Annotated in this window: 26 protein-coding genes; 19 read left to right on the plus strand and 7 right to left on the minus strand. The window is 66.4% G+C overall.

Annotation, left to right across the window (positions count from 1 at the left end; all coding sequences use genetic code 11):
- Positions 1 to 27: 27 nt before the first annotated feature.
- Positions 28 to 240 carry an HIG1 domain-containing protein gene (locus ACP15H_RS03180; protein ID WP_425064779.1) on the minus strand — a complete coding sequence of 71 codons (213 nt, stop codon included), beginning with the start codon at positions 238 to 240 and terminating at the stop codon, positions 28 to 30.
- 156 nt (positions 241 to 396) lie between these two features.
- Between ACP15H_RS03180 and ACP15H_RS03185 the strand changes: the two genes are divergently transcribed.
- The 6 genes from ACP15H_RS03185 to ACP15H_RS03210 all read left to right on the plus strand — a co-directional run bounded on the left by ACP15H_RS03185 (position 397) and on the right by ACP15H_RS03210 (position 6997).
- Positions 397 to 699, plus strand: coding sequence for a hypothetical protein (locus ACP15H_RS03185; protein ID WP_425064780.1), 303 nt, complete (start codon positions 397 to 399; stop codon positions 697 to 699).
- Positions 683 to 1399 carry an SDR family NAD(P)-dependent oxidoreductase gene (locus tag ACP15H_RS03190; protein ID WP_425064781.1) on the plus strand — a complete coding sequence of 239 codons (717 nt, stop codon included), beginning with the start codon at positions 683 to 685 and terminating at the stop codon, positions 1397 to 1399. The genes ACP15H_RS03185 and ACP15H_RS03190 overlap by 17 nt, the downstream gene beginning before the upstream one ends.
- 106 nt (positions 1400 to 1505) lie before the next feature.
- A complete protein-coding gene (locus ACP15H_RS03195; RefSeq protein WP_425064782.1) occupies positions 1506 to 2048 on the plus strand; it encodes an RNA polymerase sigma factor in 543 nt (180 codons plus the stop codon).
- 42 nt (positions 2049 to 2090) lie between these two features.
- Positions 2091 to 3116: a FecR family protein gene (locus tag ACP15H_RS03200; protein WP_425064783.1), complete on the plus strand. Its 1026-nt coding sequence runs from the start codon at positions 2091 to 2093 to the stop codon at positions 3114 to 3116.
- 205 nt (positions 3117 to 3321) lie between these two features.
- Entirely contained in the window at positions 3322 to 5700 is a 2379-nt protein-coding gene (locus tag ACP15H_RS03205; protein WP_425064784.1) for a TonB-dependent siderophore receptor, read from the plus strand.
- A gap of 13 nt (positions 5701 to 5713) precedes the next feature.
- Complete coding sequence (locus ACP15H_RS03210) at positions 5714 to 6997, plus strand: PepSY-associated TM helix domain-containing protein (protein ID WP_425064785.1); 1284 nt, start codon at positions 5714 to 5716, stop codon at positions 6995 to 6997.
- A gap of 39 nt (positions 6998 to 7036) precedes the next feature.
- On the opposite strand, the gene ACP15H_RS03215 is transcribed toward ACP15H_RS03210, so the two are convergent.
- Entirely contained in the window at positions 7037 to 8566 is a 1530-nt protein-coding gene (locus ACP15H_RS03215; protein WP_425064786.1) for an arylsulfatase, read from the minus strand.
- Positions 8567 to 8592: 26 nt separating this feature from the next.
- A complete protein-coding gene (locus ACP15H_RS03220) occupies positions 8593 to 9321 on the minus strand; it encodes a helix-turn-helix domain-containing protein (protein ID WP_425064787.1) in 729 nt (242 codons plus the stop codon).
- A gap of 99 nt (positions 9322 to 9420) precedes the next feature.
- Here ACP15H_RS03220 and ACP15H_RS03225 point away from each other — a divergent pair, with 99 nt between their 5' ends.
- The 12 genes from ACP15H_RS03225 (at position 9421) to ACP15H_RS03280 (ending at position 20015) form a co-directional block, all read left to right on the plus strand.
- Positions 9421 to 10389 carry a Bug family tripartite tricarboxylate transporter substrate binding protein gene (locus tag ACP15H_RS03225; RefSeq protein WP_425064788.1) on the plus strand — a complete coding sequence of 323 codons (969 nt, stop codon included), beginning with the start codon at positions 9421 to 9423 and terminating at the stop codon, positions 10387 to 10389.
- 9 nt (positions 10390 to 10398) lie between these two features.
- Positions 10399 to 11283 (plus strand): TauD/TfdA dioxygenase family protein, encoded by an 885-nt coding sequence (locus ACP15H_RS03230; RefSeq protein WP_425064789.1) that lies wholly within the window; start codon positions 10399 to 10401, stop codon positions 11281 to 11283.
- 12 nt (positions 11284 to 11295) lie between these two features.
- A complete protein-coding gene (locus ACP15H_RS03235) occupies positions 11296 to 11949 on the plus strand; it encodes an HAD family hydrolase (protein ID WP_425064790.1) in 654 nt (217 codons plus the stop codon).
- Positions 11934 to 13373 (plus strand): flavin monoamine oxidase family protein, encoded by a 1440-nt coding sequence (locus tag ACP15H_RS03240; protein ID WP_425064791.1) that lies wholly within the window; start codon positions 11934 to 11936, stop codon positions 13371 to 13373. Before ACP15H_RS03235 ends, ACP15H_RS03240 begins: the two co-directional genes overlap by 16 nt.
- 6 nt (positions 13374 to 13379) lie before the next feature.
- Positions 13380 to 13592, plus strand: a complete 213-nt coding sequence (locus ACP15H_RS03245) for a twin transmembrane helix small protein (protein ID WP_298310613.1) — start codon at positions 13380 to 13382, stop codon at positions 13590 to 13592.
- 3 nt (positions 13593 to 13595) lie between these two features.
- The gene (locus ACP15H_RS03250) at positions 13596 to 14192 is read left to right on the plus strand and encodes a cob(I)yrinic acid a,c-diamide adenosyltransferase (protein ID WP_425064792.1); all 597 of its coding nucleotides are present in this window, start codon (positions 13596 to 13598) and stop codon (positions 14190 to 14192) included.
- A gap of 154 nt (positions 14193 to 14346) precedes the next feature.
- Positions 14347 to 15096, plus strand: coding sequence for an electron transfer flavoprotein subunit beta/FixA family protein (locus ACP15H_RS03255; RefSeq protein WP_425064793.1), 750 nt, complete (start codon positions 14347 to 14349; stop codon positions 15094 to 15096).
- Between the two features lies 1 nt (position 15097).
- Positions 15098 to 16033 carry an electron transfer flavoprotein subunit alpha/FixB family protein gene (locus ACP15H_RS03260; protein ID WP_425064794.1) on the plus strand — a complete coding sequence of 312 codons (936 nt, stop codon included), beginning with the start codon at positions 15098 to 15100 and terminating at the stop codon, positions 16031 to 16033.
- Between the two features lie 21 nt (positions 16034 to 16054).
- Positions 16055 to 16927: a 3-hydroxybutyryl-CoA dehydrogenase gene (locus tag ACP15H_RS03265; protein ID WP_425064795.1), complete on the plus strand. Its 873-nt coding sequence runs from the start codon at positions 16055 to 16057 to the stop codon at positions 16925 to 16927.
- Between the two features lie 16 nt (positions 16928 to 16943).
- Positions 16944 to 18428, plus strand: a complete 1485-nt coding sequence (locus ACP15H_RS03270; protein ID WP_425064796.1) for a M81 family metallopeptidase — start codon at positions 16944 to 16946, stop codon at positions 18426 to 18428.
- A complete protein-coding gene (locus tag ACP15H_RS03275) occupies positions 18425 to 19525 on the plus strand; it encodes an NADH:flavin oxidoreductase (protein ID WP_425064797.1) in 1101 nt (366 codons plus the stop codon). Before ACP15H_RS03270 ends, ACP15H_RS03275 begins: the two co-directional genes overlap by 4 nt.
- Before the next feature lie 28 nt (positions 19526 to 19553).
- Positions 19554 to 20015: a hypothetical protein gene (locus ACP15H_RS03280; RefSeq protein ID WP_425064798.1), complete on the plus strand. Its 462-nt coding sequence runs from the start codon at positions 19554 to 19556 to the stop codon at positions 20013 to 20015.
- A gap of 131 nt (positions 20016 to 20146) precedes the next feature.
- On the opposite strand, the gene nadC is transcribed toward ACP15H_RS03280, so the two are convergent.
- The 4 genes from nadC to ACP15H_RS03300 form a co-directional block, all read right to left on the minus strand.
- Complete coding sequence (nadC, locus tag ACP15H_RS03285) at positions 20147 to 20998, minus strand: carboxylating nicotinate-nucleotide diphosphorylase (RefSeq protein ID WP_425064799.1); 852 nt, start codon at positions 20996 to 20998, stop codon at positions 20147 to 20149.
- A 7-nt stretch (positions 20999 to 21005) separates the two neighbouring features.
- Positions 21006 to 21995, minus strand: a complete 990-nt coding sequence (gene nadA, locus ACP15H_RS03290; RefSeq protein WP_425064800.1) for a quinolinate synthase NadA — start codon at positions 21993 to 21995, stop codon at positions 21006 to 21008.
- Between the two features lie 72 nt (positions 21996 to 22067).
- Entirely contained in the window at positions 22068 to 23000 is a 933-nt protein-coding gene (locus tag ACP15H_RS03295; RefSeq protein ID WP_425064801.1) for an NUDIX hydrolase, read from the minus strand.
- Positions 23001 to 23042: 42 nt separating this feature from the next.
- Positions 23043 to 23630, minus strand: coding sequence for a TlpA disulfide reductase family protein (locus tag ACP15H_RS03300; protein WP_425064802.1), 588 nt, complete (start codon positions 23628 to 23630; stop codon positions 23043 to 23045).
- Between the two features lie 35 nt (positions 23631 to 23665).
- On the opposite strand from ACP15H_RS03300, the gene argH reads away from it, so the two are divergent.
- Positions 23666 to 25114, plus strand: a complete 1449-nt coding sequence (gene argH / locus ACP15H_RS03305) for an argininosuccinate lyase (protein WP_425064803.1) — start codon at positions 23666 to 23668, stop codon at positions 25112 to 25114.

Here is a 25114-nt window from a genome sequence, read left to right on the forward strand (position 1 = left end):
GTCGGGCCGTGCAGCCCGAGCTTTGCCTCAGGCGCGGCTGGCCAGATACCAAAGCGGTATCAGCAGGACGGTGATCAACTGCAGACGGACGCGCCAGACCATCAGGCGGTTGCTGCGGCTTGCGCCGGCCGTCGCGTCGGCTTCAGCGCGCCCCATCGAGAGCACGCCGACGAACAGGACGACCAGAGTTGCAAATGCAGAAACGAGGACGAGCACGAAGAGGACGTTTGCCAGTGTCATGAGGGCTCCAGACCGACGCGGCGGTCGGTTGCCTGACAGTTGGTTGTGCAAGCGTTCGGCGGCAAGTCCTCACGATGGCCGGGGCTGCCATGTCGCACGCATGATCCGCCACCGCTCCCGACGCGTACTGGTTGCAGTGTTCACAAGGATCAAAACATGAGTTCTCTTTATCGCGCCGTCATGGACTCCAGCGTCAACCCGCTTCGAACGCTGCCGGCGGCTCAGCGATTCCAGCTCATGCTGTTCCTCAGCGTCATGTGGACCAACATCTTCTGCCTCAGTGCGGGGGCATGGATCTGGTACGGCGAACTGATTGTGTTCCATGTCCTCGTCGCGGCCGGCGTCATCATCACGGGGCTCGTCTTCCGGCAGGCCTCGATGACTTCCGCCTATCGCACCTACCGTCATTTCCCCCTGAAGGACGGCACTGCCCGCTACGACGATGTCTGGGGCGGTTGACGCCCACCTCCCGGGAGGCATCGCCATCGTTGTCGGCTCGTCGGGAGGCATCGGCAGCGCATTGCATGAACGCCTCTCGGCGCAATCCCGCTTCGGCGCGGTGTTGGGATTGGGTCGAAGAAGCTCACCGCCCCTCGACCTGACGGACGAAGAGAGCATTGCTGGAGCGGCCCGCCATGTTGCCGGGCTCGGGCGAGACGTCCGCCTGATCATCGATGCGAGCGGAATCCTTCACGATGATGGGCTCTCCCCTGAAAAGAGCTGGCGTGATCTCGATGCGGCGCAGATGGCCAAGGCCTTTGCCGTGAATGCCATCGGGCCGGCTCTGCTGATGAAGCACTTCCTGCCGTTGCTGCCGCGCCAGGGGCGCTCGGTATTCGCCACCTTGTCGGCGAGGGTCGGCAGCATCGGCGATAACCGGCTGGGCGGCTGGTACAGCTATCGCGCGTCGAAGGCGGCGCTCAACCAGTTCGTGCGCACGGCGGCCATCGAACTCGGCCGCCGCCAGCCGGCCGCCCTTTGCGTAGCGCTCCATCCCGGGACGGTGGCCACACCGCTCTCGTCCCCCTTCGTCAAGGCAGGTCTGGACGTGCAGACGCCCGACCAGGCGGCCGGACGGCTGCTCGACGTGATCGACCGCCTGCCGCCCGGCAGCAGCGGCAGTTTCTTCGATTACCGCGGCGATCCGGTGCCTTGGTGACCTGCTGAGTTCATCCCCGTACAGGGCACGATGAAGTTGCGCAATTGATAGTAATTCGCAATTAGGCTAATTTGCGTGCCGACGCCAGAGGCAGGGGCGGAGGCAGATGCAGGAATCAGCGCTGTTGCAGGCATATCGCGAGCATGAGTGGGAGTTGCAGCGCTTTCTCGCCAGACGCCTCGGCTCCGTGCAACTCGCCTCGGACATCGCCCACGATCTGTACCTCAAGCTGATGGGTGTCGCCGATCATTCAGAAATCCGGGATCGCAAGGCCTATGTATTCGGCGTGGCGGCCAACCTCGCGACCGACCACCTGCGCGTGGAAGGCCGTCGCGGCGTGATCCTGGCCGAATCCGGCGGTACGGCGTGGCACCAGAGTGACGAACTCACACCAGAGCGTCATGCGCTGGCGCGAGACGAGCTGCGGTATCTCCAAGCCGCGATTGCCGGTCTCCCCGAGCGCTGCCGGCAGGTCTTCCATCTCCATCGCTATGAAGACAGGTCGCAGGCCGAGATCGCCGACATTCTCGGGCTAGGGGCAACGACCGTTTATCGGGATCTGAAGCTGGTGATGGATACGCTGCTGCGGGCGCGCCGGCGCTTTCGCGCCGCCGAACCGGATTCCGACGGCGGGACGCACGGGAAGTAGCGGCCTCACTCGTCTATAAGATGAGGACGATAGCGAAGAGACGTGCAGCGACAAGTGAACCCGCCCGGCAACGACCACAGCATTGTCGACGACATCGACGCCGCCGCTCAGGACTGGTTTCTGCGTCGCGGCGCCGGCGATCTCTCGTCGGAAGAAGATGCCTGCTTCAGGGCCTGGCGCGACGCGGATCCGCGTCATCGCGCTGCTTACGAAGAACTCGGCAGCCTTTGGTCGGATCTTGGCCCGCTCGAACCCGCCTTCGCGCCGAAGGGCCGCGAGCGGCGGCTCGAGACGCCGCCGCGACGGCGGCCTCGGCGGGGCTGGCTGGGGGCTGGTTCGCTCGTCAGCGGGTTGGCGGCAGCTTGCCTTCTACTGTTCGTCTTTGGGCCAGCAGCCTCGCGCCTGCCCGCGAGGTTGCTGGCCGACCACAGCACGGCGGCGGGCGAACAGCGCATGGTATCCCTGCCCGACGGATCGATCGCCTGGCTGAACACCGATACGGCCATCGACGTCGCTTATACCGGCGAGCGCCGCCGCGTGAAGCTGCTCCATGGCGAGGCTTTGTTCGAGGTTCAAAAGGATGCGGTCCGCCCGTTCGATGTCGTGGCGGCGGATGGCCGGACAACCGCCGTCGGCACGGCCTTCGCAGTGAAGGACGTGGACGGAGGGGCTACCGTCACCGTCACGGAAGGCACTGTGCGCGTGACGTCTCCCGATACGGGCTCCGGTGCGGCCCCGGTGCCAGGTGGCGCGACGGTCGAAGCGGGGCAGCAGGTCAGCTATCGCCGCGGCGAAGCACCCGGGCCCATCCGTACGCTCGATCCGACGGCGGCAACGGCCTGGCGTCATGGCGCCATCGTCATCCGCGGTCGTCCCCTGGCCGAGGCCCTGGCGGAAATCGGTCGCTACCACGATGGCAGGATCGTGCTGATGGGAGATCCGTCGCGCTACGGTGCGGTGACGGCGCGGGTGGCTCTGGCCGATCTCAACGGAGGCATCGATGCGATCGCCGCCACTCACGGTCTCTCGGTGACGCGTGTTACCAACTATCTGATGATCGTGCGCTGACGCCGCCAGAGGCGTCAAAAAAATCACTGAGTCGGCACCGATTGTTCAGGCCTCGCTCGATCTAGAGATGGGGAGCGCGCGAATTCGACTTGTTTGCGTCGAGGCCCCGGCGTGAAGCGTTGAGGGCACGACAATGCGTGAGATCGAAATCAGGTCGCAGAAAAAGAGGCATTGGCGTTTGGCCGGCGCGATGGCGGCGAGTGCCGTGCTGATTGTGCAGGCATCGGCGCGGGCGGACGATCACCTAGCTCCCCCTGTGGCGGGCGAGCAGGTCGCACAGGCGAGCCAGCCGCGCAGCTTCGCCATTCCGGCCCAGCCTCTCGCTTCGGCGCTTGACCGGTTCGCAGATCAGGCCGGTGTTTCCTTTGCCTACAGGACGGGGGATCTGTCCGCGATACGCTCGCCCGGAGTCACCGGCACGCTCACGCCGCGCGAGGCGTTGCAGCAGCTGCTGGCCGGCACGGGCATATCGTATGCCTTCACCGGCGCGAACACCGTGACGCTCACCAAGGCGCCGGAGTCGGGTGCGGGAGCCGTACAGCTCGATGCCGTCCAGGTGCAAGGCGCGGGCGTGGCGCAATCGACGATCGACAACCTGCCGCCGCCCTATGCCGGCGGGCAGGTTGCAACCGGTGGCCGCGAGGGCTTCCTGGGCAACCGCGATACCATGGACACGCCGTTCACCAGCACCAGCTACACCTCGACGCTGGTTCAGAACCAGCAGGCCCGGACGATCGCGGACGTCGTCGCCAACGACGCGGCGGCCACGAAGTACGGGCTGTCGATGTTCGACCAGTTCCGCATCCGCGGCTTCGAGCTCGGGGCCGGCGGCGTTTCGTTCGATGGCCTGTATGGCCTGGTGCAGGAGGACCGGGTGCCCGTCGAGGCATTCGAGCGCGTCGAGGTCTTCCGCGGGCCGAGCGCCTTCCTGAACGGCTATGTCGGCGCCATCGGCGGCACGATCAACCTGGCGCCGAAGAAGGCCGGTGCCCAACCGATCACGTCCGCCGGCACCAGCTACAACACCAACGGTCAGGTCGGTGCGCTGGCCGATGTCGGCCGGCGCTTCGGCAAGGACGGCGCGTTCGGCATTCGCTTCAACGGGCTCTATCGCGACGGTTACACGCCGCTCCAGAACAACAAGGAGCGGATCGGCAACGCGGCTCTCGCGCTCGACTATGCCGGCCCCAGCGTCCGCCTCGCGACGTACTTCGGCTACACGAAGCAGGACACGATGGGCGGCAACCAGCTCTTCGTCATGTCGGCCAACCAGCAGGTTCCTGCCGCACCGAATGCGATGTCGGCCGTGCAGCAGCCCTGGGAGACCATCGATACCGAATTCGTCTACGGCATGGCGCGGGGCGAAGTCGATCTCGCCAACGACTGGACGGCCTTCGCCGCCTATGGCCAGTCCTACTTCCGGGAAAACTGGCTGCGCACCATCGGCCGCAACATGACCGCGCAGGGCAACTTTCTGGCGTCCGGCCAGCAATATTCCCGGACCTTCTGGAAGCAGACCGGCGAGGTCGGCGTCCGGGGCAAGATGGAGACCGGCCCGATCAGCCATTCGCTGGCCATGGTGGCCACCGGTTACTGGGAAGTCGTCGGCAGCACGTTCCTGCCCTTCACCTTCTCCCAGTCGACCAGCCTCTACAATCCCGTCATGACGAGTGCGCCGGCCAGCAGCGCGTTCAACTACAACCCGCCGAAAGCCTCGGCGACCTCGCTCGGCTCGTTCGCCCTGACGGACACGCTGTCGGCCTTCGACGAGCGCGTGCAGCTCATGCTCGGCGCGCGCAACCAGTCGATTCAGAACGACAACTTCACGACGACCGGCGCCCTCTCGAGCAGCTACTTTGCCAGCGCCCTCTCGCCCGCCGTCGGGGTGATCGTGAAGCCGTGGAAGAACGTCTCGATCTACGGCAACTACATCCAGGCGCTGGAGCAGGGTCCGATGGCACCCACCACGGCGGCCAATGCGGGGCAGATCTTCGCACCGACGCAATCGTGGCAGATCGAGGCCGGCGCCAAGGTCGACTTCGGAAAATGGTCGACCACCCTGGGCCTGTTCCAGATCACCAGGCCGGCGGGGATCACCGATCCTTCGACGAACGTCTTCTCGGTGGACGGACAGCAGGTCAACAAGGGCATCGAACTGAACGTATTCGGTGAACCCATCGAGGGCATTCGGATCCTGGGAGGGCTGATGCTGCTGGATGCCCGTCTGACCCAGACCGCGGGCGGCACCTACGACGGGCGCAAGGCCCCGGCATCGCCCGACGTCACGGTCAAGCTGGGTGCGGAATGGGACACGCCGTTCATGAAGGCCCTGACCCTCACCGGCCGGGTGAACTTCTTCAGCGGTCAGTACATCAACGAAGCCAATACCCAGGCCATCTCCGCCTATACGCTGGTCGGCATCGGTGCGCGCTATCGCTTCGAAGTCGACCACAAGCCGCTCGCCTTGCGGGCCAATGTCGAGAACCTGTTCAACGAGAGTTCATGGCAGTCGGCCTATACCGGCGGCATCGTCTATCGTGGCACTCCCCGGACCATCTACGTTTCCCTGACGGCCGACTTCTGATCGGGACGGCACCATGCGCCATGCCTTCACGCTCATTCACCGATGGATCGGCCTCGCGATCGCGGCCTTTCTATTCCTCTCAGGTCTGACCGGCGCGGTGATTTCGTGGGATCACGAACTCGACGATCTGCTGAACGCGCATCTTCACGAGGCGGTCGGCAACGGTCCCGCAATCCCATCTCTTGAACTGGCACGGCAGATCGAAGCGCGTGATGCGCGCGTGCGGGTCACCTATGTGCCGCTGGCCGCCGAGCCGGGCGAATCGCTGTCGTTCAGCGTACAGCCGCGGGTGGATGCCGCCACGGGCCGCCTGTACGAACCGGGCTACAATCAGATCTTCCTCGATCCGGCGACCGGCACTGAACTGGGCAGGCGTCAATGGGGCCAGGCCTGGCCGATCACGTCGGAAACCTTCGTCTCGTTCCTCTACAAGCTGCACTACAGCCTGCACATCCCGGAGATGTGGGGCATCGACCGCTGGGGCTTGTGGCTGCTGGGCGTCGTCGCCGCCATCTGGGCCATCGACTGCTTCATCGGCTTCTATCTGACGCTGCCGGTTCGTCATCCGCCTCGCCCGGGACGGCCCGCGGTCGTCGAGCGCGCTCTGCGACGCGGCTGGTGGTCGCGCTGGAAGCCTGCATGGAGGATCAAGACGAATGGTAGCGCCTATCGCATCAATTTCGACATTCATCGGGCGTTCGGGCTCTGGACCTGGCTCCTGCTGTTCATCCTGGCCTTCACGGGGTTCTCGCTGAACCTCTACCGCGAAGCCTTCTATCCGATCATGTCGCTGATCTCGAAAGTGACTCCGGGCCCCTTCGAACTGCGAACCATGGCCGACAAGCATCGGCCCCTCGATCCGCAGGTCGGCTTCGCCGAAGTGATCGACCTTGCGCGGGCGGAGGGGGCACGTCGCGGCTGGGCGGAGCCGGTCGGAGGCGTGTTCTACGCCCAGCACTACGGGATCTATGGCGCCATGTTCTTCCATCCCGGCGACGATCACGGCAGCGCGGGCGTGGGACCGGCACGCCTATACTTCGATGGCAAGGACGGCCGCCTGGTCGGCGACCGCCAACCCTGGAAGGGCACGGCGGCCGACATCTTCGTGCAGGCGCAGTTCCCCCTGCATTCCGGTCGCATTCTGGGCCTGCCGGGCCGCATCCTGATCTCGGTCATGGGCGTCGTGGTCGCTGCCCTGTCCGTGACCGGCGTCGTGATCTGGTATCGCAAACGCCGGGCGCGCCTCGCCATCCGTCGGCATGCGCCCGGTCTTGCCGGCCTGACGGCGGGGGATTAGCGGGGATCGCTTCGCGCCCCGGCGCCGTGCCTGCCGAGACTACTCGCGCTTGTCGTCCACCTTGATGCCCATGATCTTCTTGGCCGGGTACTTCTTGAAGGTGCCGAGATGGTTGCGCATGCCGAGCTGAAAGGCCTCGATGTAGGCCAGCTTGCGCGTCAGGTAATTGTGCTGCTCTTTCGGGTCGAGATAGAGGTTGAACAGCTTCGGATAGGTGTAACGCTCCAGCACGCCGGTGAAGCCCCCGGTGCCGAACGCGTCCGTCGCGTTGTCGCTGGTGGCCGACAGCACCATCTTGTATTCGCCGCAGCGCATGCCCGAGAAGGTCTGGCTGAGCCAGTAGTAGTGATACTTGCGGTTCGAGAGGCCGTCGGGCGCCAGCAGGAACGAACTCTGGTCGACGCCGTCGATGTAGCGGTCGGACGGCAGCAGATCCGACGCGCCGGCGAGGCCGAGCGCGGTCGGCACGATGTCGTTGAAGTCGAACAGCCCGTCGCTCTGGCGGCCGGCTTCGATCGTACCCGGCCAGTACATCAGGCCGGGGACGCGCACGCCGCCTTCCCAGGTCGAGCCCTTGGCGCAGCGGAACGGCGTGAAGGCGGCGTCCGGCCAGGTCTCCATGTGCGGCCCGTTGTCGGACGAGATGAAGATCAGCGTGTCCTCGAGTTGGCCCGACTTGCGCAGCGCCTCGACGAGGCGGCCCATGATCTCGTCGAGTTCGAGCAGCGTGTCCTTGTAGGGATGCTTGGCCGGCGACTTGCCGAGGAACTTCTCGCTTGGATAATTATCGAAGTGGGCGCCGCGCGTGCAGTGATAGAGCAGCCACGGCTTGTCCGACTTGGCCTGCTTCTCGATGAACGCCTCGGAGTATTTGCACCACTTCTCGTCGAGCTCGGAGAGGACCGGGATGGTCACCTCCTCGACGTTGGTCAGCTCCTTGCCCTTGGTCGCGTGCACGAAGCAGCGGTTGAAGGGCATGTTCTTGATCCACTCGGTCCGCGCGTCCGAATAGACGATCTCGGGGAAGAAGTGCGGGTCGCGCCATTCCGTGTACATGTCGGAGACGGAGAGGAAGCCGTAGAAATCGTCGTAGCCGACATGCTGCGGTTGGCTCTCGACATTCTCGCCGAGATGCCACTTGCCGACCGCCTGCGTCGTGTAGCCGGCCTGGCCGAGCAGCATCGGCAACGTGATCTCGCCCTGGAGCCCACCGGGTTCGCCGTACATCGGCGGACGGTGCAACCCGTGGCGGTTCGGAACGCGGCCGGTGTGAAGCGTGGCGCGCGAGGGCGAGCAGGAGGGTTCGGAATAGCAGGAGGTGAGCTGCAGGCCGCCGCGCGCGATCCTGTCGAAGTTCGGCGTCGGTGCGCCGACGGCCACGCCGCCGCCATAGCAGCCGAAATCGCCCCAGCCGACATCGTCCATCAGATAGATCAGGATGTTGGGCTTCTTTTTGCGGGCGGCGAGTTTTCGCGCTGCGGCTTCGACGTCTTCCTTGTGCACGAAAGCGGGTTCGAGATGGTTCGCCTTGCGTACGGTCTGCGTTGCGATGGCGTCGAAAGCCGGCATGTTTCCTCCGTTGATTTGCGCGCAGGCTACTCGCTTGCCACGTCGATTGCGATGGCGCGTGCGAGCGCAGTCAGCGGCATCCCGTAGCGCGCGCCGGCCTCGGCTTCGGTCATGGCAGAGCGCGTGAATCGCATCGAGATGCAGCCGAGAACGCGATCATTCCTGTGAATGGCGACGGCGATACCCTGCAGGCGCGCCGTACGCGTCACGACCGAAAAGGCGTGGCCGTCTCGCCGGATCCGCGCAAAGGCCGCTGCCAGTTTCGCATCGTAGCGCACGCCGAGATCGCGCAGGATCGCGCGGCACTCATCGTCCGTCGAGAAGGCCAGCCAGGCGCGTCCCAGGGCGCCCGACAGGATCGGGCTGCGGCGCTGGAGGGCCATCCGCTCGAACGACATCGGACTCTCGGCGGCGGTCGAATAGCGGATGGTGATGGCGCGGTGGCTGATCGAGCCGAGATAGAGCGGCCAGCCGTGCTCCTGCGTGAACCGTTGCATGTGCGGCGCGGCGATGTCGACGAGATGATCGATGAAACGAATGCCCTGCGCGAGGGCAAGAACGCGATCGGTGAGGCGATAGCCCAGCAGCCGTGAGACCTGGGTCGCGTATCCCAGTTCGACCAGCGTACCGAGCAGGCGCGCAACGGTGGGGCGGGGCAGGCCCGTCTCGTTCGCCAGCGCCGCGATGGTTCCGTGCGGACGCCGGCTGAGCGCTTCGAGAATTGCAAAACTGCGGCGAACGGGCTCGATGGCCATGGGCACGACGTTATTCCGTAATACGGACTCTGTCGACTTGGGCCCCGCACCCGGCGACAAAAGGGTCTATAGGCAGCAGACGAAAAAAGACGAGGAAACATGATCGGCAGACGGCAGTTCGGGATGGGGCTGGGCGTTGCGGCCTTCGCGGCGCCTTCCATCGTGCGCGCGCAGAAATTTCCCGCCGGTCGCGTCACCATGGTCGTCCCGTTTCCGGCGGGGGCGGCGACCGACATCAGCGCCCGCGTCTATGCCGAGCGCCTCTCCGCGCTGTGGGGCCAGCCCGTGGTCATCGACAACAAGGGCGGCGGCAATGGCATCCCGGCGGCCGAATCGGTGGCGCGCGCCAGGCCGGACGGGCTGACGCTGTTCGCCACCTCGGCGATGACGCAGGTCGTCAATCCGGCGATCTACGACAAGCTGCCTTATGATCCGATCGCCGACTTCGCACCGATCTCGCGCATGGGCACCTCGCCCTTCGTGCTGCTGGTCGACAAGAACAGCCCGATCAACACCGCGGCGGAGCTGACGGCGAAGCTGAAGGCAGAGCCCGGCAAGTACAATTACGGCGCGGGATCGCTGCCGGCCCGCGTGGCCTCCGAACTCTACAAGATGGCGGCGGGCGTGGACGCGGTCTATGTCGGCTACAAGAGCAACCCGCAGGCGATCCCCGACGTACAGAGCGGGTTGCTCACCTTCATGATGATCGACACGGTCAACGCCAAGATCGCGATGGACCGTGGCGCGCTCAAGGGTTTGTTCGTCACCGACAGCGAACGCTACGCCGCCGTGCCTGAGATGCCGACGGCGGCGCAAGCGGGTCTTCCCGAGGTTCTGCTGACGACCTGGACGGGCTTCTATGCGCCGAAGGGAACGCCGCCGGAGATCGTGAACAGGATCAACGCGGACCTCTACACCGTGTCGGCGATGCCTGAGGTCATCGAGCGCCTGACGGCGCTGGGCGGCACCCCGAAGCTCATGCGTCCGGCCGAGTTCGCGGCCTTTGCTAGCGCCGAGAAGGAACGCTGGGGGCAGATCATCCGTCGAGCCAACATCAAGGTTGAATAGGAGAGACCGATGCAAGGATCCCTGAACGCCAATGCCGGCCCGCGCTACCGGCACACAGCCGACGAGAGCGCCCCCTACGAGACGATCACCCTCGACAAGCTGACGCCGATCCTGGGCGCCGAAATCGGCGGCATCGACCTCAGCCAGCCGCTGTCCAACCGCCAGCAGGATGAGATCCATCGCGCGCTGGCCGAGAACCTGGTCATCTTCTTCCGCGACCAGCATATCAGCCAGGATCAGCACCTGGCGTTCGGCCGCCTGTTTGGCGATCTGCACACCCATCCCGCGGCGCCGAGCGAACCCGGCAAGCCCGAGCTGATGATTATCCATGCCGACAAGGATTCGCCGCGCGCCAACGGCGAGGGCTGGCACACCGACGTGAGCTGCGACCTCGAGCCGCCGATGGGCAGCATTCTCTACATCAAGAAGTGCCCGCCGAAGGGCGGCGACACGCTGTTCGCCAGTATGTATGCCGCCTACGAGGCGCTGTCGGATCGCATGAAGACCTATCTCGACGGGCTGACCGCCGTGCATGACGGCGAGTCGGTCTATCGCGGCCTCTACAAGAACTACAACGTCGTCGACAAGCCGGAGTACCCGCGGGCCATCCACCCGGTGGTGCGGACCCATCCGGTGACGGGCAAGAAGAGCCTCTACGTCAATCGCGGATTCACCCGCTCGCTGGTCGGCCTGCCGCGCGACGAGAGCGACGCGATCCTGCGCTATCTCTACGAACACATGGAAAACCCGCTGTTCCAGTGCCGCTTCCGCTGGCAGGAGAATTCCATCGCCTTCTGGGACAATCGCTGCGTCCAGCATCGCGCGATGTGGGACTACTGGCCGCACACCCGCAGCGGCAACCGGGTCACGGTGGCAGGCGACAAGCCTTACTGATACTCCTGCGGGGTGCTGGTCATATTCGATTGCGACGGGGTGCTGGTCGACAGCGAGCCCCTCGCCAACACCTGCTTTGCCCGCGCGCTCCAGCGCGAGGGTCTCGACTGGAATGTCGAGGACACGATGCAGCGCCTGATGGGCCGCTCGATGAAGTCGTGCGTCGAGATCGTCGAAGGCGAACTCGGCCGCGCCCTGCCGGCGGATTTCGTCGACCGCCTGCAGGCCGACACAATGCAGGCTTTCCGGGACGCGCCGCTGCGCACCGTCCCCGGCGTGGTCGAGGCGATCGATGCGATCGAGGCGGCGGGAATCGCGACCTGCGTCGCCAGCTCGGGCAGCCTGGACAAGATGCGGGTCACGCTCGGCATCACTGGCCTGTGGTCTCGCTTCGAGGGCCGCATCTTCAGTTCGACCCAGGTGTCCCGTGGCAAGCCGTTCCCGGACCTCTTCCTTCACGCCGCGATCGAGATGAACGAGCAGCCTTTCGACAGCGTCGTCGTCGAGGATTCGCTGCCGGGTATCCAGGCGGCCCGTGCCGCCGGCATGCGCGCGCTCGCCTATGTCGGCGCCCCGTACAGCGATGCCGAGGCGTTGCGCGCTGCGGGCGGTCGGACGTTCGATTCCATGTCATTGCTGCCGATGCTCGCATGGGCCGGACGGTGAGCCGCACGGGTTCTTGGTCGATGGGATCGGGCAACGGCGAGCGCGTCGTCGTCGTCGGTGCGGGGATGGCGGGTCTGGTTGCTGCCAGGTTGCTGCAGGATTCGGGCTTTGGCGTCACCGTGCTCGAGGCGCGGGGACGTATCGGCGGCCGGACCTGGACGGACGATCGCGTCGGTGCGCCGGTCGATCTCGGCGGCTCGTGGGTGCACGGTGTCGATGGCAATCCGCTCACGCTCTGGTGCGAGAAGCTCGGCATTCAACTGGTCGAATCGCAGGGCGAGCGCCTGTTGATCGACAAGCGGGCGACCTCGCCGACTCGCGAGGGTCAGCGTCGGCGTGCGGTGATGGGGCGGCTCGCCTTCAAGGCGGCCATCGAATGGGCGGGCTGGAAAAGCAAGGCGCTGACCCGCGTCCGCGGTCCGCGCTCGATCTCGGTGCGTGACGCCGTCGAGCCGCTGCTGACGGCGTCATGGCTGCCGGAGATCGACCGGCTGGTGGTGGCGACCTTCGTCGAAATGAGCGAGGGCGTGCAGAGCGCGCCCTGGGACGCGGTCGCCGCAGAGGAGTGGTTCCCGACCGAAGGACTCGAACGCAACGCCCAGCCAAGGGGCGGCTACAGGTCCCTGGTCGAAGACGTCGCGCACGGGCTCGAGATTCGCCAGGGCGCGGCGGTCGAGCGGATCGTGTGGACGGGTGAGGGCGTCACGGCGATCCTGCGGGACGGCGAGCGCATCGACGCGGATCGCGCGGTGATCGCCGTGCCGGTGGGGCTGCTGCGCGCCGGCCTGCCGGCACTCGATCCCCTCCCGCCGGAGGTGCAGCGCACGGCGATCGGCCGGATCGGCTACGGCGCCGGCGTCCTCGGCAAGATCTATCTGCGCTTTCCGCACCGCTTCTGGCCGGCCTCGCCGAAGTGGTTCGGGCGGCTTCCGGATTCGCCGGAGCGACGCGGCGGTTTCAACACGTGGGTCAGTCACGAGCAGGAGACCGGCCTGCCGATTCTGCTGAGTTTCTGCAACGGCCACACCGCGATCCATCTCGACCGTGAGGCGAGCGACGCGGAGGTGACCGCTGTTGCCATTCGATCCCTGCGCGCGATGTTCGGCGACGACATTCCGGAGCCCGAGGCGATGGCCTTTCCGCGCTGGCTCAGCGATCCCTGGTCGCGCGGCGGCTATTCCTATCCCGGTGTCGGCAGCGATCCCGACGACTGCACCGAACATGCGCGGCCGCTGGGAAATCGCGTGTTCTTTGCCGGCGAGGCGACCGAGCCGGTCGAGTACGGCACGGTGCATGCGGCCCTCTGGTCTGCCGAGCAGACCGCCGAGACGATCTTCCGCCTCGCCACCGGCACGGCAGCCTCGCGCGATGCGCGACCCTGGGCGGGCGCCCGGACTGGCGCGGGCAGGCACAATGCGGGATAAGCCCTCATGACTCTCGCCAACGTTCTTTTCGTCCTCGTGCTGGTGTCTGCCTTTGCGACGCTGGGCACACTGTTCGCCGGCCTGATCAACATGAGCCGCAACCAGGACGGCAACATCGAGGGCAGCCGCCGCAGCAACCGCATGATGTGGTGGCGCGTGCGATTGCAGCTCCTCACCGTCGTGCTGATCATCCTCTGGTACTTGGCGAGCAGGAGCTAGGCGATGGCCGTCACCCTCAACCGCATCTACACGCGCGGCGGCGACACCGGCATGACGTCGCTCGGCCGCGGCGAACGCGTGGCCAAGCACGATATCCGTGTCGAGGCCTATGGCACGACCGACGAAGCCAATTCGGTGATCGGACTGGCGCGCAGCGCCATCGCCCGCGCCGGCAGTGCCGATCCGCGCCTCGCCGAAGCCGACGCCATGCTGGCCCGCATCCAGAACGATCTGTTCGACCTCGGCGCCGACCTCTGCACGCCCGAAGGCAAGACCAAGCGCGACGAGCCGGCGCTGCGGATGGTGGCCTCGCAGGTCGAGCGCCTCGAGCGCGAGATCGATGCGATGAACGCCGAGTTGCAGCCGCTCAAGTCTTTCATCCTGCCGGGCGGCAGCGAAACCGCCTCGTGGCTGCATCTCGCCCGCACCGTGGCGCGGCGGGCCGAGCGCTGCATGACGCATCTGGCAGCCGAGCAGGAGATCAATCCGGAGGCGATCAAGTACATCAATCGCCTCTCGGACCACCTGTTCGTGCTGGCCCGCCGGGTCAACGACAATGGTGCGGCAGATGTGCTGTGGGTACCGGGCGCGGCGCGCTAGCCGTCAAGCTGTTGAAAAATTGAGGAAAAAGCTTCCACCCTGCGGTCTTGTGCAGTGCGCCATAGCCTTGACATGATCGGCTCAACACCCCTACACGAAAACCCCTTCGCCGGACGGGTCAGTCCGGCCGCAACTCACCGATAGGCGCAACGCGATGAAAGTGCTGGTCGCGGTCAAGCGGGTCATCGACTACAACGTCAAGATCCGCGTAAAGGCCGACAACACGGGTGTCGAGACGGCTAACGTCAAGATGTCCATGAATCCCTTCGATGAGATCGCCGTGGAAGAGGCGATCCGCATGAAAGAGAAGGGCGCCGCTACCGAAATCATCGCCTTCTCGGCCGGCCCGGCCCAGTGCCAGGAGACGATCCGCACCGCGCTCGCCATGGGCGCCGACCGCGGTATCCTGGTCCAGACCGACGCCGAACTGCAGCCGCTGGCCGTCGCCAAGCTGCTGAAGGCCGTGGTCGACAAGGAGCAGCCCGGTCTGGTGATCGTCGGCAAGCAGGCGATCGACGACGATTCCAACGCCACCGGCCAGATGCTGGCCGCGTTGCTCGGCTGGTCGATCGGCACGTTCGCCAACAAGCTCAACGTCGCCGACGGCTCGGTCGAGGTGAAGCGCGAGGTCGACGGCGGCCTCGAGAACATCAAGATCAAGATGCCGGCGGTGATCACCACCGACCTGCGCCTGAACGAGCCGCGCTACGCGTCGCTGCCCAACATCATGAAGGCGAAGAAGAAGCCGATCGAGACGCTGGCGCCGGACGCGCTGGGTGTCGACGTCGCGCCGCGCCTCAAGACGCTCAAGGTCGAGGAGCCGCCCAAGCGCAAGTCGGGCATCAAGGTGAAGACCGTCGCGGAGCTGGTCGAGAAGCTGCGCAACGAAGCGGGAGTGATCTGAGATGGCCGTCCTCGTTGTCGCCGCGCATGACGGCAAGACCGTTCGCGCCAATGTCGCCAACGCCGTAGCCGCTGCGGCCCAGATGGACCCCGAGGTCCATGTGCTTGTGGCCGGCAGCAACGCCGGCGAGGCCGCCAAGTCGGCGGCCGCGATCCAGGGTGTCGCCAAGGTGCTGCAGGCCGAGGACGCGGCCTACGCCAACTGGCTGGCCGAGGACATCGCGCCGCTGGTCGTCAAGCTGGCGCCGAACTACAGCCACATCGTGATGGCCGCCGACTCGGTCGGCAAGAACGTGGCCCCGCGGGCTGCGGCGCTGCTCGACGTCGCGCAGGTCTCCGAGGCGATCCAGGTCGTCTCGCCCGATACGTTCGTGCGCCCGATCTACGCCGGCAACGCGATGGCGACGGTCCAGAGCACCGACAAGATCAAGATCGTCACGGTCCGCCCGACCAACTTCAAGGCGGCGGCGGGCGGCGGTTCGGCCGCGATCGAGCAGATCGAGGGCACGGGCAGCGCGGGCCTTTCGTCCTTCGCAGGCGCCGAGCTCTCCAAGAGCGAGCGCCCCGAACTGACCAGCGCCAAGATCGTCGTCAGCGGCGGCCGCGGCCTGCAGAGCGGCGAGAACTTCAAGATGCTCGAGACGCTGGCCGACAAGCTCGGCGCCGGCCTCGGCGCCAGCCGCGCCGCGGTCGATGCGGGCTACGTGCCGAACGACTATCAGGTCGGCCAGACCGGCAAGGTGGTCGCGCCCGATCTCTACATCGCCATCGGCATCTCCGGCGCCATCCAGCATCTCGCCGGGATGAAGGACAGCAAGACGATCGTGGCGATCAACAAGGACGAGGAGGCCCCGATCTTCCAGGTGGCCGACTACGGCCTCGTGGGCGATCTCTTCCAGATCGTCCCCGAGCTCACCGCCGCGATCGAGAAAAAGTAAAGTAACCCGAGGGTACCCATCATGATCAAGCGCATCGGAGTCATCGGTGCCGGCCAGATGGGCAGCGGCATCGCCCATGTCTGCGCGTTGAAGGGCTTCGATATCCGGCTCGCGGATATCGACCAGGCTCATCTCGACAAGGGCATCGACGCGATCAGCCGCAACATGGATCGGCAGATCGGCCGCGGCATGATCCGTCCGGAGGACAAGGACTCGGCGCTCAAGCGCATCTCGACCGCCACGGATTACAAGCCGTTCGCCGATTGCGACCTCATTGTCGAGGCGGCGACCGAGAACGAGGCGGTGAAGCGCGAGATCTTCAAGAAGGTCTGCGAGGGCCTGCCGGCTAACGTCCTGCTCGCCACCAACACCTCGTCGATCTCGGTGACGAGGCTTGCGGCGGTCACCGACCGGCCGGGCAAGTTCATGGGCATGCACTTCATGAACCCGGTCCCGCTGATGGGCCTGGTCGAGCTGATCCGCGGCATCGCCACGGAGGAGGAGACCTTCCGCACGGTGCGCGAGGTCGTGGTCAAGCTCGACAAGAAGCCGGTGAATGCCGAGGACTTCCCGGCCTTCATCGTGAACCGCATCCTGCTGCCGATGATCAACGAGGCGGTCTATGCGCTCTACGAGGGCGTCGGCAACGTCGAGGCGATCGACACCGGCATGAAGCTGGGCGCCAACCATCCGATGGGCCCGCTCGAGCTGGCCGACTTCATCGGCCTCGATACCTGCCTGTCGGTGATGCAGGTGCTGCACGAGGGTCTGGCCGATTCGAAGTACCGGCCGTGCCCGCTGCTTGTGAAGTATGTCGAGGCCGGCTGGATCGGCCGCAAGGTCAAGCGCGGCTTCTACGACTATTCCGGCGAGCGCCCGGTCCCGACGCGCTGACGGGGCGGGCGGCGCGATGCGTATCGCCGTCCTGCAGTTCGCCCACGAGACGGTGACGTTCCTTCCGAACGACACCACGCTCGCCGATTTCACATATCCCGGCTCGCCCGCCAGCGGCGAAGCGCTGCTGGCGCACGATCCCAGGTCCTACATGGGCGGGTTCGTGAAGGTGGCGCGCGAGTATGACGGCGTCGAGCTGGTCGGCATCGAATCGCCGCTCTGGCCGCGGACCGGCACGGGCTCGGGCTGGATCACCGAAGAAGCCTACGAGACCTTTGTCGGCCGGATGGTCGCCGGCCTTAAGGAGCAGGGGCCGTTCGACGGCGTCTATCTCAGCCTGCACGGGGCGATGGGCGTGCGCGGCGTCGCGCGACCGGAGGCCGATATCGCCCGCCGCGTCCGCGAGGTGGTCGGGCGCAAGGCCTTCATCGTCGGCACCTTCGATCCGCACGGCAACGAGGATGCGGAGTTCCTCGCCCAGGCCGACATGGGCTTCACGGTCAAATACTTCCCTCACTACGACAGCCACCTGCAGGGCGAGCGCGCGGCGCGCATGCTGGTGCGCGCGATCCGCGGCGATTACGTCCCCGCCACGGTGACGGTGAAAGTGCCGATCATCACGCCGACCGTGCTGCAATGGACCGGCGCCTCGCCGTGGATGGACCTGGTGCAGCGCGCCCTCGTCTGGGAAGCGCGCGAGCCCGATGTCTATGTGAACGTCTTCTTCGGCTTTCCCTTCGCCGACGTGCCCGATGTCGGCCTTTGCTTCCAGGTCATGACCAACGGCAATGCGGCGCTGGCCCAGAAGGTCGCCGACGACATGGCGTCTTGGGCGTGGCGGCGGCGCGAAGCATTGCTCAACACAGCCAAGGTCCATCCGATTCCTGAGGGTGTCCGGCTCGCCAAGGAGGCGATGGCGCGCGGCGAGACGCCGGTCGTGCTGGCCGACCATAGCGACCGGTCGGGCTACGCGACCTGGATCCTGAAGGAAGTGATCGAGCAGGATCTGTCGGATGTGCTGATCGCCACCATCGCCGATGCCAAGGTCATCGATGCGCTGAAGGCCGAGGGCGTGAAGGTGGGCGATGCGTTCGACCGTGAGATCGGCGGCCTCGCCGACGAATCCGCGGGCCAGCCGGTCCGCGTCACCGGTACGGTGATCGGCGCACACGAAGCCCATGGCACCCTGTGGGTCAGCGTCGCCTTCGGCCGCGGCAACGTCGTGCTGATCAGCCGCTATCTCACACAGATCGTCGAGCCCTCGGAACTTGCGGGCCCGGCCTTCGACCTCGCGCAGTTCAAGGCGATCGCCATCAAGTCGCGCGTGCACTTCCGCCGCGGCTTCGACGATAGCGGCTTTGCCAGGACGATCCTGCTGGTCGAACCGGTCGAGCCTTTCCTCGGCACCGTGCGGCTCGATGGATTGCCGTATCGCAACGTCGATCTGAAGAATTTCTATCCCTACGGCGACGTAGAATTCCCGCAAGCGAGACGTCCATGACCAGCCCGCTCTTCCGCCCCTTCGCGACCAAGTCGCTGTCGCTGCCCAATCGTCTCGTCATGGCGCCGATGACGCGCTCCAAGAGCCCCGGCAGCATCCCGGGCGCCGACGTCGCGGCCTATTATCGCCGCCGCGCGGAAGGCGGCGTCGGCCTCATCATTACCGAAGGCACCACCGTCGACCGGCCGGCCGCCTCCAACGACACCAACGTGCCGGACTTTCACTCCCCCGCGAGCCTCGCGGGCTGGCGGAGGGTGGTCGAGGAAGTGCATGACGCCGGCGGCAAGATCGCCCCGCAGATCTGGCACCAGGGCATGATGCGCAAGACGGGGACCGGCCAGCACCCCGAGGCACCGTCCGACGGTCCGTCGGGCCTGTCGGCTTCGGGCAAGCAGGTCGGCCCGGCGATGAGCGAGGCCGACATCGCCGACACGATCGACGCTTTTGCCCGTGCGGCCGGTGCTGCCAAGGAGATCGGTTTCGATGCGGTCGAAATCCACGGCGCGCACGGCTACCTCATCGACCAGTTCTTCTGGGAAGGGGCGAACAAGCGCGGCGATGCCTGGGGCGGCGACTTCGTCCAGCGCACGCGCTTTGCCGCTGAGATCGTCAAGGCGATCCGCGCGCGCGTCGGCGCGGACTACCCGATCATCTTCCGCTTCTCGCAGTGGAAGCAGCAGGACTTCACCGCACGCCTGGCGCTGACGCCCGACGAGTTGGCGCGGTTCCTCGAGCCGCTGACCGCCGCCGGCACCGACATCTATCACTGCTCGACGCGCCGTTTCTGGGAGCCCGAATTCGAGGGCTCGACGCTGAACCTCGCGGGCTGGACCAAGAAGCTCACCGGCAAGCCCACCATCACCGTGGGCTCGGTCGGCCTCAAGGGGGCGGATTTCGTGCAGACGTTCCGGACGCGCGAGGATTCCGAGATCGGCGATCTCGGCGAACTCGAGGCCCGGCTGGAGCGCGAGGAATTCGATCTCGTGGCGGTCGGCCGCGCCTTGCTGGCCGATCCGCACTGGGCGGCCAAGGTGCGCGAGGGCCGCTTCAGCGACCTGGCGCCATTCTCGGCTTCATCGCTGGCGACACTTGCGTAAAATGCCGCTCCCAAAAGGGAGTCGTTGCATGCGCCAGTTCATCAAGCCTTTCGTCGCGGGGGCCGTGCTCGCCAGCCTGGCGCTGCCCTTCGCGCCGGCCGAGGCGCAATGGGTGTTCGTCGCCCGCAAGGCGCTGGGCCGCATCCACCAGATGACCGAAGGCAGCCAGCCGGACGGCCGGCCCGGCTACGATTTCGCGACTGTCCTGCTCGATGCCCACGCCGACAAGATCTTCTCGACCGCGCTCGACCTCGCGCGGAAGAATCCCTCGGTCCGCATCCTGATGCAGGATCCCGGCGCGCGCCGCATCCAGATCGCCGAGGGCGACCGCACCGCTACCCTGAACGTCGTCCCGTTCAACGACGACGTCTCGCAGCTCATGATCGCAGGCCATGCCGGCGCGGGCGAAAGCTCGACCGCGTCGCTGGTGGTTCAGGCTGTGCTGCGGGTCTGCAAGGAAATGGGCAAGCACTGCGAAGTCAGTAACTGATCGAAGAACCTCCACGACCTCATCCTGAGGAGGTCGCGCAGCGACCGTCTCGAAGGATAGGCAACAGGCGGGTGCTCGTGCCCACCCTTCGAGACGCGCTCCTGCGGAGCGCTCTTCAGGGTGAGGGTGGCTTAGCTTTCCCAGTCGAGGCCGATGTCGAGGACGCTGGCGCTGTGCGTCAGCCAGCCGGCTGAGATCAGGTCGACGCCGCTGGCCGCGATGGCCGGCGCCGTATGCGGCGTGATTCGGCCGGAGGCTTCGGCGAGGGCGCGTCCGTCGATCATGCGAACCGCGATGGCGAGCTGCTCGGGCGTCATGTTGTCGAGCAGGACCGCGTCGACGCCGGTCGCCAGCGCTTCTTCGAGCTGATCCAGCGTATCGACCTCGACTTCGATCTTCACGAGATGGCCGACGCCGCGGCGCGCCGCGAAGATCGCCGGCCGGATGCCGCCGGCCACGGCGACATGGTTGTCCTTGATGAGGACGCCATCGTCGAGGCCGAAGCGGTGGTTCATGCCGCCGCCCACGCGAACGGCGTATTTCTGCAAGGCCCGCAGTCCCGGCATCGTCTTGCGGGTGCAGCAGATGCGCGCCTTGTGGCCGCGCACGGCCGCCACCAGCGTGGCCGCGCCACTGGCGACTCCGCTGAGATGGCCGAGGAAGTTCAGCGCGACACGCTCGGCGGTCAGCATGCCGCGCGCCGGACCGGCAATCGTGGCGATGCGGTCGCCGGGCACCAGAGGCGTGCCGTCCGGCCGCTCGATCGCAATCTCGATCGACGGGTCGACCAGCCGGAAGGCCATCGAAGCCGCGCCGAGTCCGGCTACGACGCCCGGCTGGCGTGCGACCAGGGCCGTCCTGGCCCGCGCCGTCGCCGGCACGATCGCGTCGGTCGTCAGGTCGCCGGCGCGGCCGAGATCCTCCAGGAGGGCGGCACGCACCACGGGTTCGACCATGAGAGGGGGAAGGGAGGGGATCATCATCGGGGCCTCACATTTCCAGCATGCGTTCGACCGCGCGCCGGGCCGGCTCGGCCACGGCGGGATCGATGGTCACTTCGTGTTGCATCGTCTCCAGCGTCCGGCGGATCTTCGGCAGGGTGATCTGCTTCATGTGCGGACAGAGGTTGCACGGCCGGATGAACTCGACCTCGGGATGCTGGACGGCGACGTTGTCGCTCATCGAGCATTCGGTCACGAGGACGACCCGTGCCGGCCGTCGGACGTCGACATAGTCGATCATCGCCGCGGTCGAGCCGGTGAAATCCGATTCGCCCACCACCTCTGGCGGGCATTCCGGATGGGCCAGCACCACGATGCCGGGATGGCCGGCGCGCAGCTGGCGGATGTCCTGTGCCGTGAAGCGCTCGTGCACCTCGCAATGGCCGGCCCAGGTGACGATCTCGACGCCGGTCTCGGCTGCGATGTTCTGCGCGAGATATTCGTCGGGCAGCATGATGACCTTCGGGACGCCGAGGCTCTCGACGATCTTGCGGGCATTGCCGGAGGTGCAGCAGACGTCGCTCTCGGCCTTCACCGCGGCCGACGTGTTCACGTAGGTGACGACGGGCACGCCGGGATAGCGCTGGCGCAGCAGCCGGACATCGGCGGCGGTGATCGAGGCGGCGAGCGAGCAACCGGCGTCAAGGTCGGGGATCAGCACGCGCTTTGCCGGATTGAGGAGCTTGGCCGTCTCGGCCATGAAATGGACGCCGGCCAGGACGATCGTGCCGGCATCCACCTTCATGGCCTCGCGGGCCAGCGCCAGGCTGTCGCCGACGATGTCGGCCACGCAGTGGAAGATTTCGGGCGTCTGGTAGTTGTGCGCCAGGATCACGGCGTCCCGCTCGCGCTTCAGCGCCAGGATGGCGTCGATGTCCTCGGCGAAGGCCGGCCATTCGATCGACGGGATCACCGATTTCACGCGGTCATAGAGCGGTGCGGTGCGGGCCATCAGGTCCGGCGCAAAGGACAGGGACATCTCCAACCTCATTATGCTCAATGGGAGTATTAATTATTTATACTAAGAATGAGCATTAATCAGGTCAAGGTTTCAGATCGGGCGGGAGATCGGGAGCTTGCTGCCGGCGACGGCGCGTTCGAGGACGATCTCGCGGCGGAAGCGGAACAGCTTCGCCGGGCGGCCCCGCGCCTCGGCGGTCGACGCGCCGGTCGGCTCGACCAGCCCCTGCGCATCAATGAGCCGGCGGAAGTTCTGCTTGTGCATGGGGCGGCCGGCCAGTGCCTCGACGGCGCGCTGGAGCTGCAGCAGGGTGAATTCGGGCGGCATCAGCTCGAAGAAGACCGGCCGGTATTTGATCTTGGCCCGCAGCCGCGCGATGCCAGTGGCGAGGATGCGGCGATGGTCGTGGCGCATCGGCATGCCCGGCACGGGATCGGCCGCCGGCGGCTTCGCCTCGGGCACCAGACCGGCCTCGTAGAGCAGCTCGTAGCGCTGCAGGACCAGGTCCTCGTTCCAGTTTTCGACGCCGTCGCCGAAGTTCACCTCGACCCGCTGCTGCCGCTCGCGCCGGCTCGCCGCATCACCGCCGGCCTCCGCCCACGTTGCGAGCCTCGGCAGGATGACCTCAGCGACCATCGGGGAGGGGCCCGTCCGCCAGTCCTCCCAGGGGAAATAGCGGTACCAGCTACGCCATTCCGGATCGCGCGCGCCGGCGGCCAGCCGCTCTCGGGTGAGGCCGAGATAGCTGATCGACACGACGCGCTGCCGGCCGTCCAGGCCAAGGCGGTTGCGGTCGGCGAAGGTATAGAGCTGCTCGACATAGCCGAGCGGATGATGGGTCTGCCGTTCGACCCAGGCCCGCAGGCCGCTCTGGAGGGTCGGATGCCCGGTCGCGAAGGGCCCCGATGGCAAAAGAGTGCCGTCTTCCAGGGTCAGCACCAGCGGCTGGTCCGCCGTCAGGGCGACCAGCACCGCATTGAGTTCGATGGCAACGGCGTCGGAAGGCGCAGGAGGCGGCGTCATGTCGGCCGCATTATGCACGAATGCAGGGCGGCTTCGCGCCCGTCAGCCTTTGCCCATTGCCGCCTTCATCAGGGCGATCGATTCGGGCATGTCCCAGTCGGCGTCACCCTCGATGCGGCCGAGCTCGCGGCCCTGGGCATCGACCAGGATCGAGGTCGGCAGCAGGGTGACGTCGAGCCCCTGCATGGTCTTGCGGCCCTTGTCGAAATAGATGCCGAGGTTGGCCAGCTTCTGATCCTTGTAGAAGGGCGCGACCTTGGGTTTGGACGGGCCGTCGATCGACAGGGGCACGATCAGGAACTTGTCCTTGGGCAGCGCCGCCTGCAGGCGGTCGAGGCTCGGCATTTCCTTTACGCAGGGCGCGCACCAGGTCGCCCAGAAGTTCAGCAGCACGACCTTGCCCTTGAAGTCGCCGAGCTTCAGCGGCTTGTCGTCGGCGTTCTGGATCTCGAGATCGGGCAGGGGCTTCGGCGTCTTGGCGACCTTGAAGCGCTCCATGGCGCCCCTGGCCATGTCCGGCTTCACGCCGGCCAGGCTCGGCGTGGCCATGGCGGGGAGCGCGGCGGCCGCCAGGGCGCCGCAAAGAATGTAGCGCCGGCCAAGGAGGAAATTGGGGACAGGATGTGCCATAAGCCGCGTTCCTACAGGGATATATGGCTGAATTCATGGCACGGAAGAACACGACTGCGCGAGCGGCCAAAGGTGGCTCCAATCGTCGCTCCAACACGATGTGGGGCGGCCGCTACAAGCTCGGGCCCGCGGAAATCATGGAGAAGATCAACGCCTCCATCGGTTTCGACCGGCGGCTCTATGCGCAGGACATCGCGGGCTCCGTCGCGCACTGTGACATGCTGGTGGCCCAGGGGATCCTGACGGCCAAGGACGGACGCGACATCAAGCGCGGGCTCGCCCAGGTCAAGGCCGAGATCGAGAGCGGGAAGTTCAAGTTCTCGACCAAGCTCGAGGATATCCACTTCAACGTCGAGCAGCGGCTGACCGACATCATCGGGCCGACCGGCGGGCGGTTGCACACCGCGCGCTCGCGCAACGACCAGATCGCGCTCGACGTGCGCCTGTGGGTGCGCGACACGATCGACAAGTTCGAGGAGATGCTGCGCGACCTGCAGGCCGCCTTGATCGACCGGGCCGACGAATATTCGGCGACCATCATGCCGGGCTTCACCCACCTGCAGACGGCCCAGCCCATCACCTTCGGCCACCACCTGATGGCCTACGTCGAAATGATCGGCCGCGACCGCAGCCGCTTCGCCGACTGCCGCGCGCGTCTCAACGAATCGCCGCTGGGCGCCGCGGCGCTGGCGGGCTCGCCGCATCCGATCGATCCGCGCAAGACCGCCAGGGCGCTGGGCTTCGATCGGCCGATGGCCAACTCGCTCGATGCCGTGTCGGATCGCGACTACGTGGTCGAGTTCATCGCCGCCGCCTCGACGACCGCCGTGCACCTGTCGCGCCTCTCCGAGGAGATCGTGATCTGGTGCTCCGCGCCGTTCCGCTTCATCGCGCTGTCGGATGCCTTCACGACCGGCAGCTCGATCATGCCGCAGAAGCGCAATCCCGACGCCGCCGAGCTGACGCGCGCCAAGGTCGGCCGCATCGTCGGCGCCTTCGTGGCGCTGTGCACTATCCTCAAGGGCCTGCCGCTGACCTATGGCAAGGACATGCAGGAGGACAAGGAGCCGCTGTTCGACGCCGCCGATTCGCTGGAACTCGGCATTGCGGCGATGACCGGCATGATCCGCGACCTCAAGGCCAATCCGGAACGCATGCGTGCCGTGGCCTCGGCGGACTATTCCGTGGCGACCGATCTCGCCGACTGGCTGGTGCGCAAGGTCGGCCTGCCGTTCCGCCAGGCCCATCACGTGACGGGCCGTCTGGTCGGCATCGCCGCCGACAAGGGCATCGACCTCGACAAGCTGTCGCTCGAGGAGATGCAGGCGGTCGAGCCCAAGATCGACCGCAGCGTCTATCGCGTGTTGACCGTCGAGGCCTCGGTCAACGCCCGCAAGAGCCTGGGCGGCACCGCGCCGGCCAATGTCGCGCGGGCCGTGGCCGAAGCGCGGCGTCGCTTCCTCGGCAAGGCCGGGGGGCGCTGA

This window comes from Reyranella sp. (assembly GCF_965249915.1).
GTDB lineage: Bacteria > Pseudomonadota > Alphaproteobacteria > Reyranellales > Reyranellaceae > Reyranella.

What these genes read in the sequence shown, in the direction of transcription:
- ACP15H_RS03180 (WP_425064779.1), bottom strand. Translation starts at nt 240, where the DNA reads ATGACACTGGCAAACGTCCTCTTCGTGCTCGTCCTCGTTTCTGCATTT.
- ACP15H_RS03185 (WP_425064780.1), top strand. Translation starts at nt 397, where the DNA reads ATGAGTTCTCTTTATCGCGCCGTCATGGACTCCAGCGTCAACCCGCTT.
- ACP15H_RS03190 (WP_425064781.1), top strand. Translation starts at nt 683, where the DNA reads ATGTCTGGGGCGGTTGACGCCCACCTCCCGGGAGGCATCGCCATCGTT.
- ACP15H_RS03195 (WP_425064782.1), top strand. Translation starts at nt 1,506, where the DNA reads ATGCAGGAATCAGCGCTGTTGCAGGCATATCGCGAGCATGAGTGGGAG.
- ACP15H_RS03210 (WP_425064785.1), top strand. Translation starts at nt 5,714, where the DNA reads ATGCGCCATGCCTTCACGCTCATTCACCGATGGATCGGCCTCGCGATC.
- ACP15H_RS03215 (WP_425064786.1), bottom strand. Translation starts at nt 8,566, where the DNA reads ATGCCGGCTTTCGACGCCATCGCAACGCAGACCGTACGCAAGGCGAAC.
- ACP15H_RS03220 (WP_425064787.1), bottom strand. Translation starts at nt 9,321, where the DNA reads ATGGCCATCGAGCCCGTTCGCCGCAGTTTTGCAATTCTCGAAGCGCTC.
- ACP15H_RS03225 (WP_425064788.1), top strand. Translation starts at nt 9,421, where the DNA reads ATGATCGGCAGACGGCAGTTCGGGATGGGGCTGGGCGTTGCGGCCTTC.
- ACP15H_RS03230 (WP_425064789.1), top strand. Translation starts at nt 10,399, where the DNA reads ATGCAAGGATCCCTGAACGCCAATGCCGGCCCGCGCTACCGGCACACA.
- ACP15H_RS03240 (WP_425064791.1), top strand. Translation starts at nt 11,934, where the DNA reads ATGGGCCGGACGGTGAGCCGCACGGGTTCTTGGTCGATGGGATCGGGC.
- ACP15H_RS03245 (WP_298310613.1), top strand. Translation starts at nt 13,380, where the DNA reads ATGACTCTCGCCAACGTTCTTTTCGTCCTCGTGCTGGTGTCTGCCTTT.
- ACP15H_RS03250 (WP_425064792.1), top strand. Translation starts at nt 13,596, where the DNA reads ATGGCCGTCACCCTCAACCGCATCTACACGCGCGGCGGCGACACCGGC.
- ACP15H_RS03255 (WP_425064793.1), top strand. Translation starts at nt 14,347, where the DNA reads ATGAAAGTGCTGGTCGCGGTCAAGCGGGTCATCGACTACAACGTCAAG.
- ACP15H_RS03260 (WP_425064794.1), top strand. Translation starts at nt 15,098, where the DNA reads ATGGCCGTCCTCGTTGTCGCCGCGCATGACGGCAAGACCGTTCGCGCC.
- ACP15H_RS03265 (WP_425064795.1), top strand. Translation starts at nt 16,055, where the DNA reads ATGATCAAGCGCATCGGAGTCATCGGTGCCGGCCAGATGGGCAGCGGC.
- ACP15H_RS03270 (WP_425064796.1), top strand. Translation starts at nt 16,944, where the DNA reads ATGCGTATCGCCGTCCTGCAGTTCGCCCACGAGACGGTGACGTTCCTT.
- ACP15H_RS03275 (WP_425064797.1), top strand. Translation starts at nt 18,425, where the DNA reads ATGACCAGCCCGCTCTTCCGCCCCTTCGCGACCAAGTCGCTGTCGCTG.
- ACP15H_RS03280 (WP_425064798.1), top strand. Translation starts at nt 19,554, where the DNA reads ATGCGCCAGTTCATCAAGCCTTTCGTCGCGGGGGCCGTGCTCGCCAGC.
- nadC (WP_425064799.1), bottom strand. Translation starts at nt 20,998, where the DNA reads ATGATGATCCCCTCCCTTCCCCCTCTCATGGTCGAACCCGTGGTGCGT.
- nadA (WP_425064800.1), bottom strand. Translation starts at nt 21,995, where the DNA reads ATGTCCCTGTCCTTTGCGCCGGACCTGATGGCCCGCACCGCACCGCTC.
- ACP15H_RS03295 (WP_425064801.1), bottom strand. Translation starts at nt 23,000, where the DNA reads ATGACGCCGCCTCCTGCGCCTTCCGACGCCGTTGCCATCGAACTCAAT.
- ACP15H_RS03300 (WP_425064802.1), bottom strand. Translation starts at nt 23,630, where the DNA reads ATGGCACATCCTGTCCCCAATTTCCTCCTTGGCCGGCGCTACATTCTT.
- argH (WP_425064803.1), top strand. Translation starts at nt 23,666, where the DNA reads ATGGCACGGAAGAACACGACTGCGCGAGCGGCCAAAGGTGGCTCCAAT.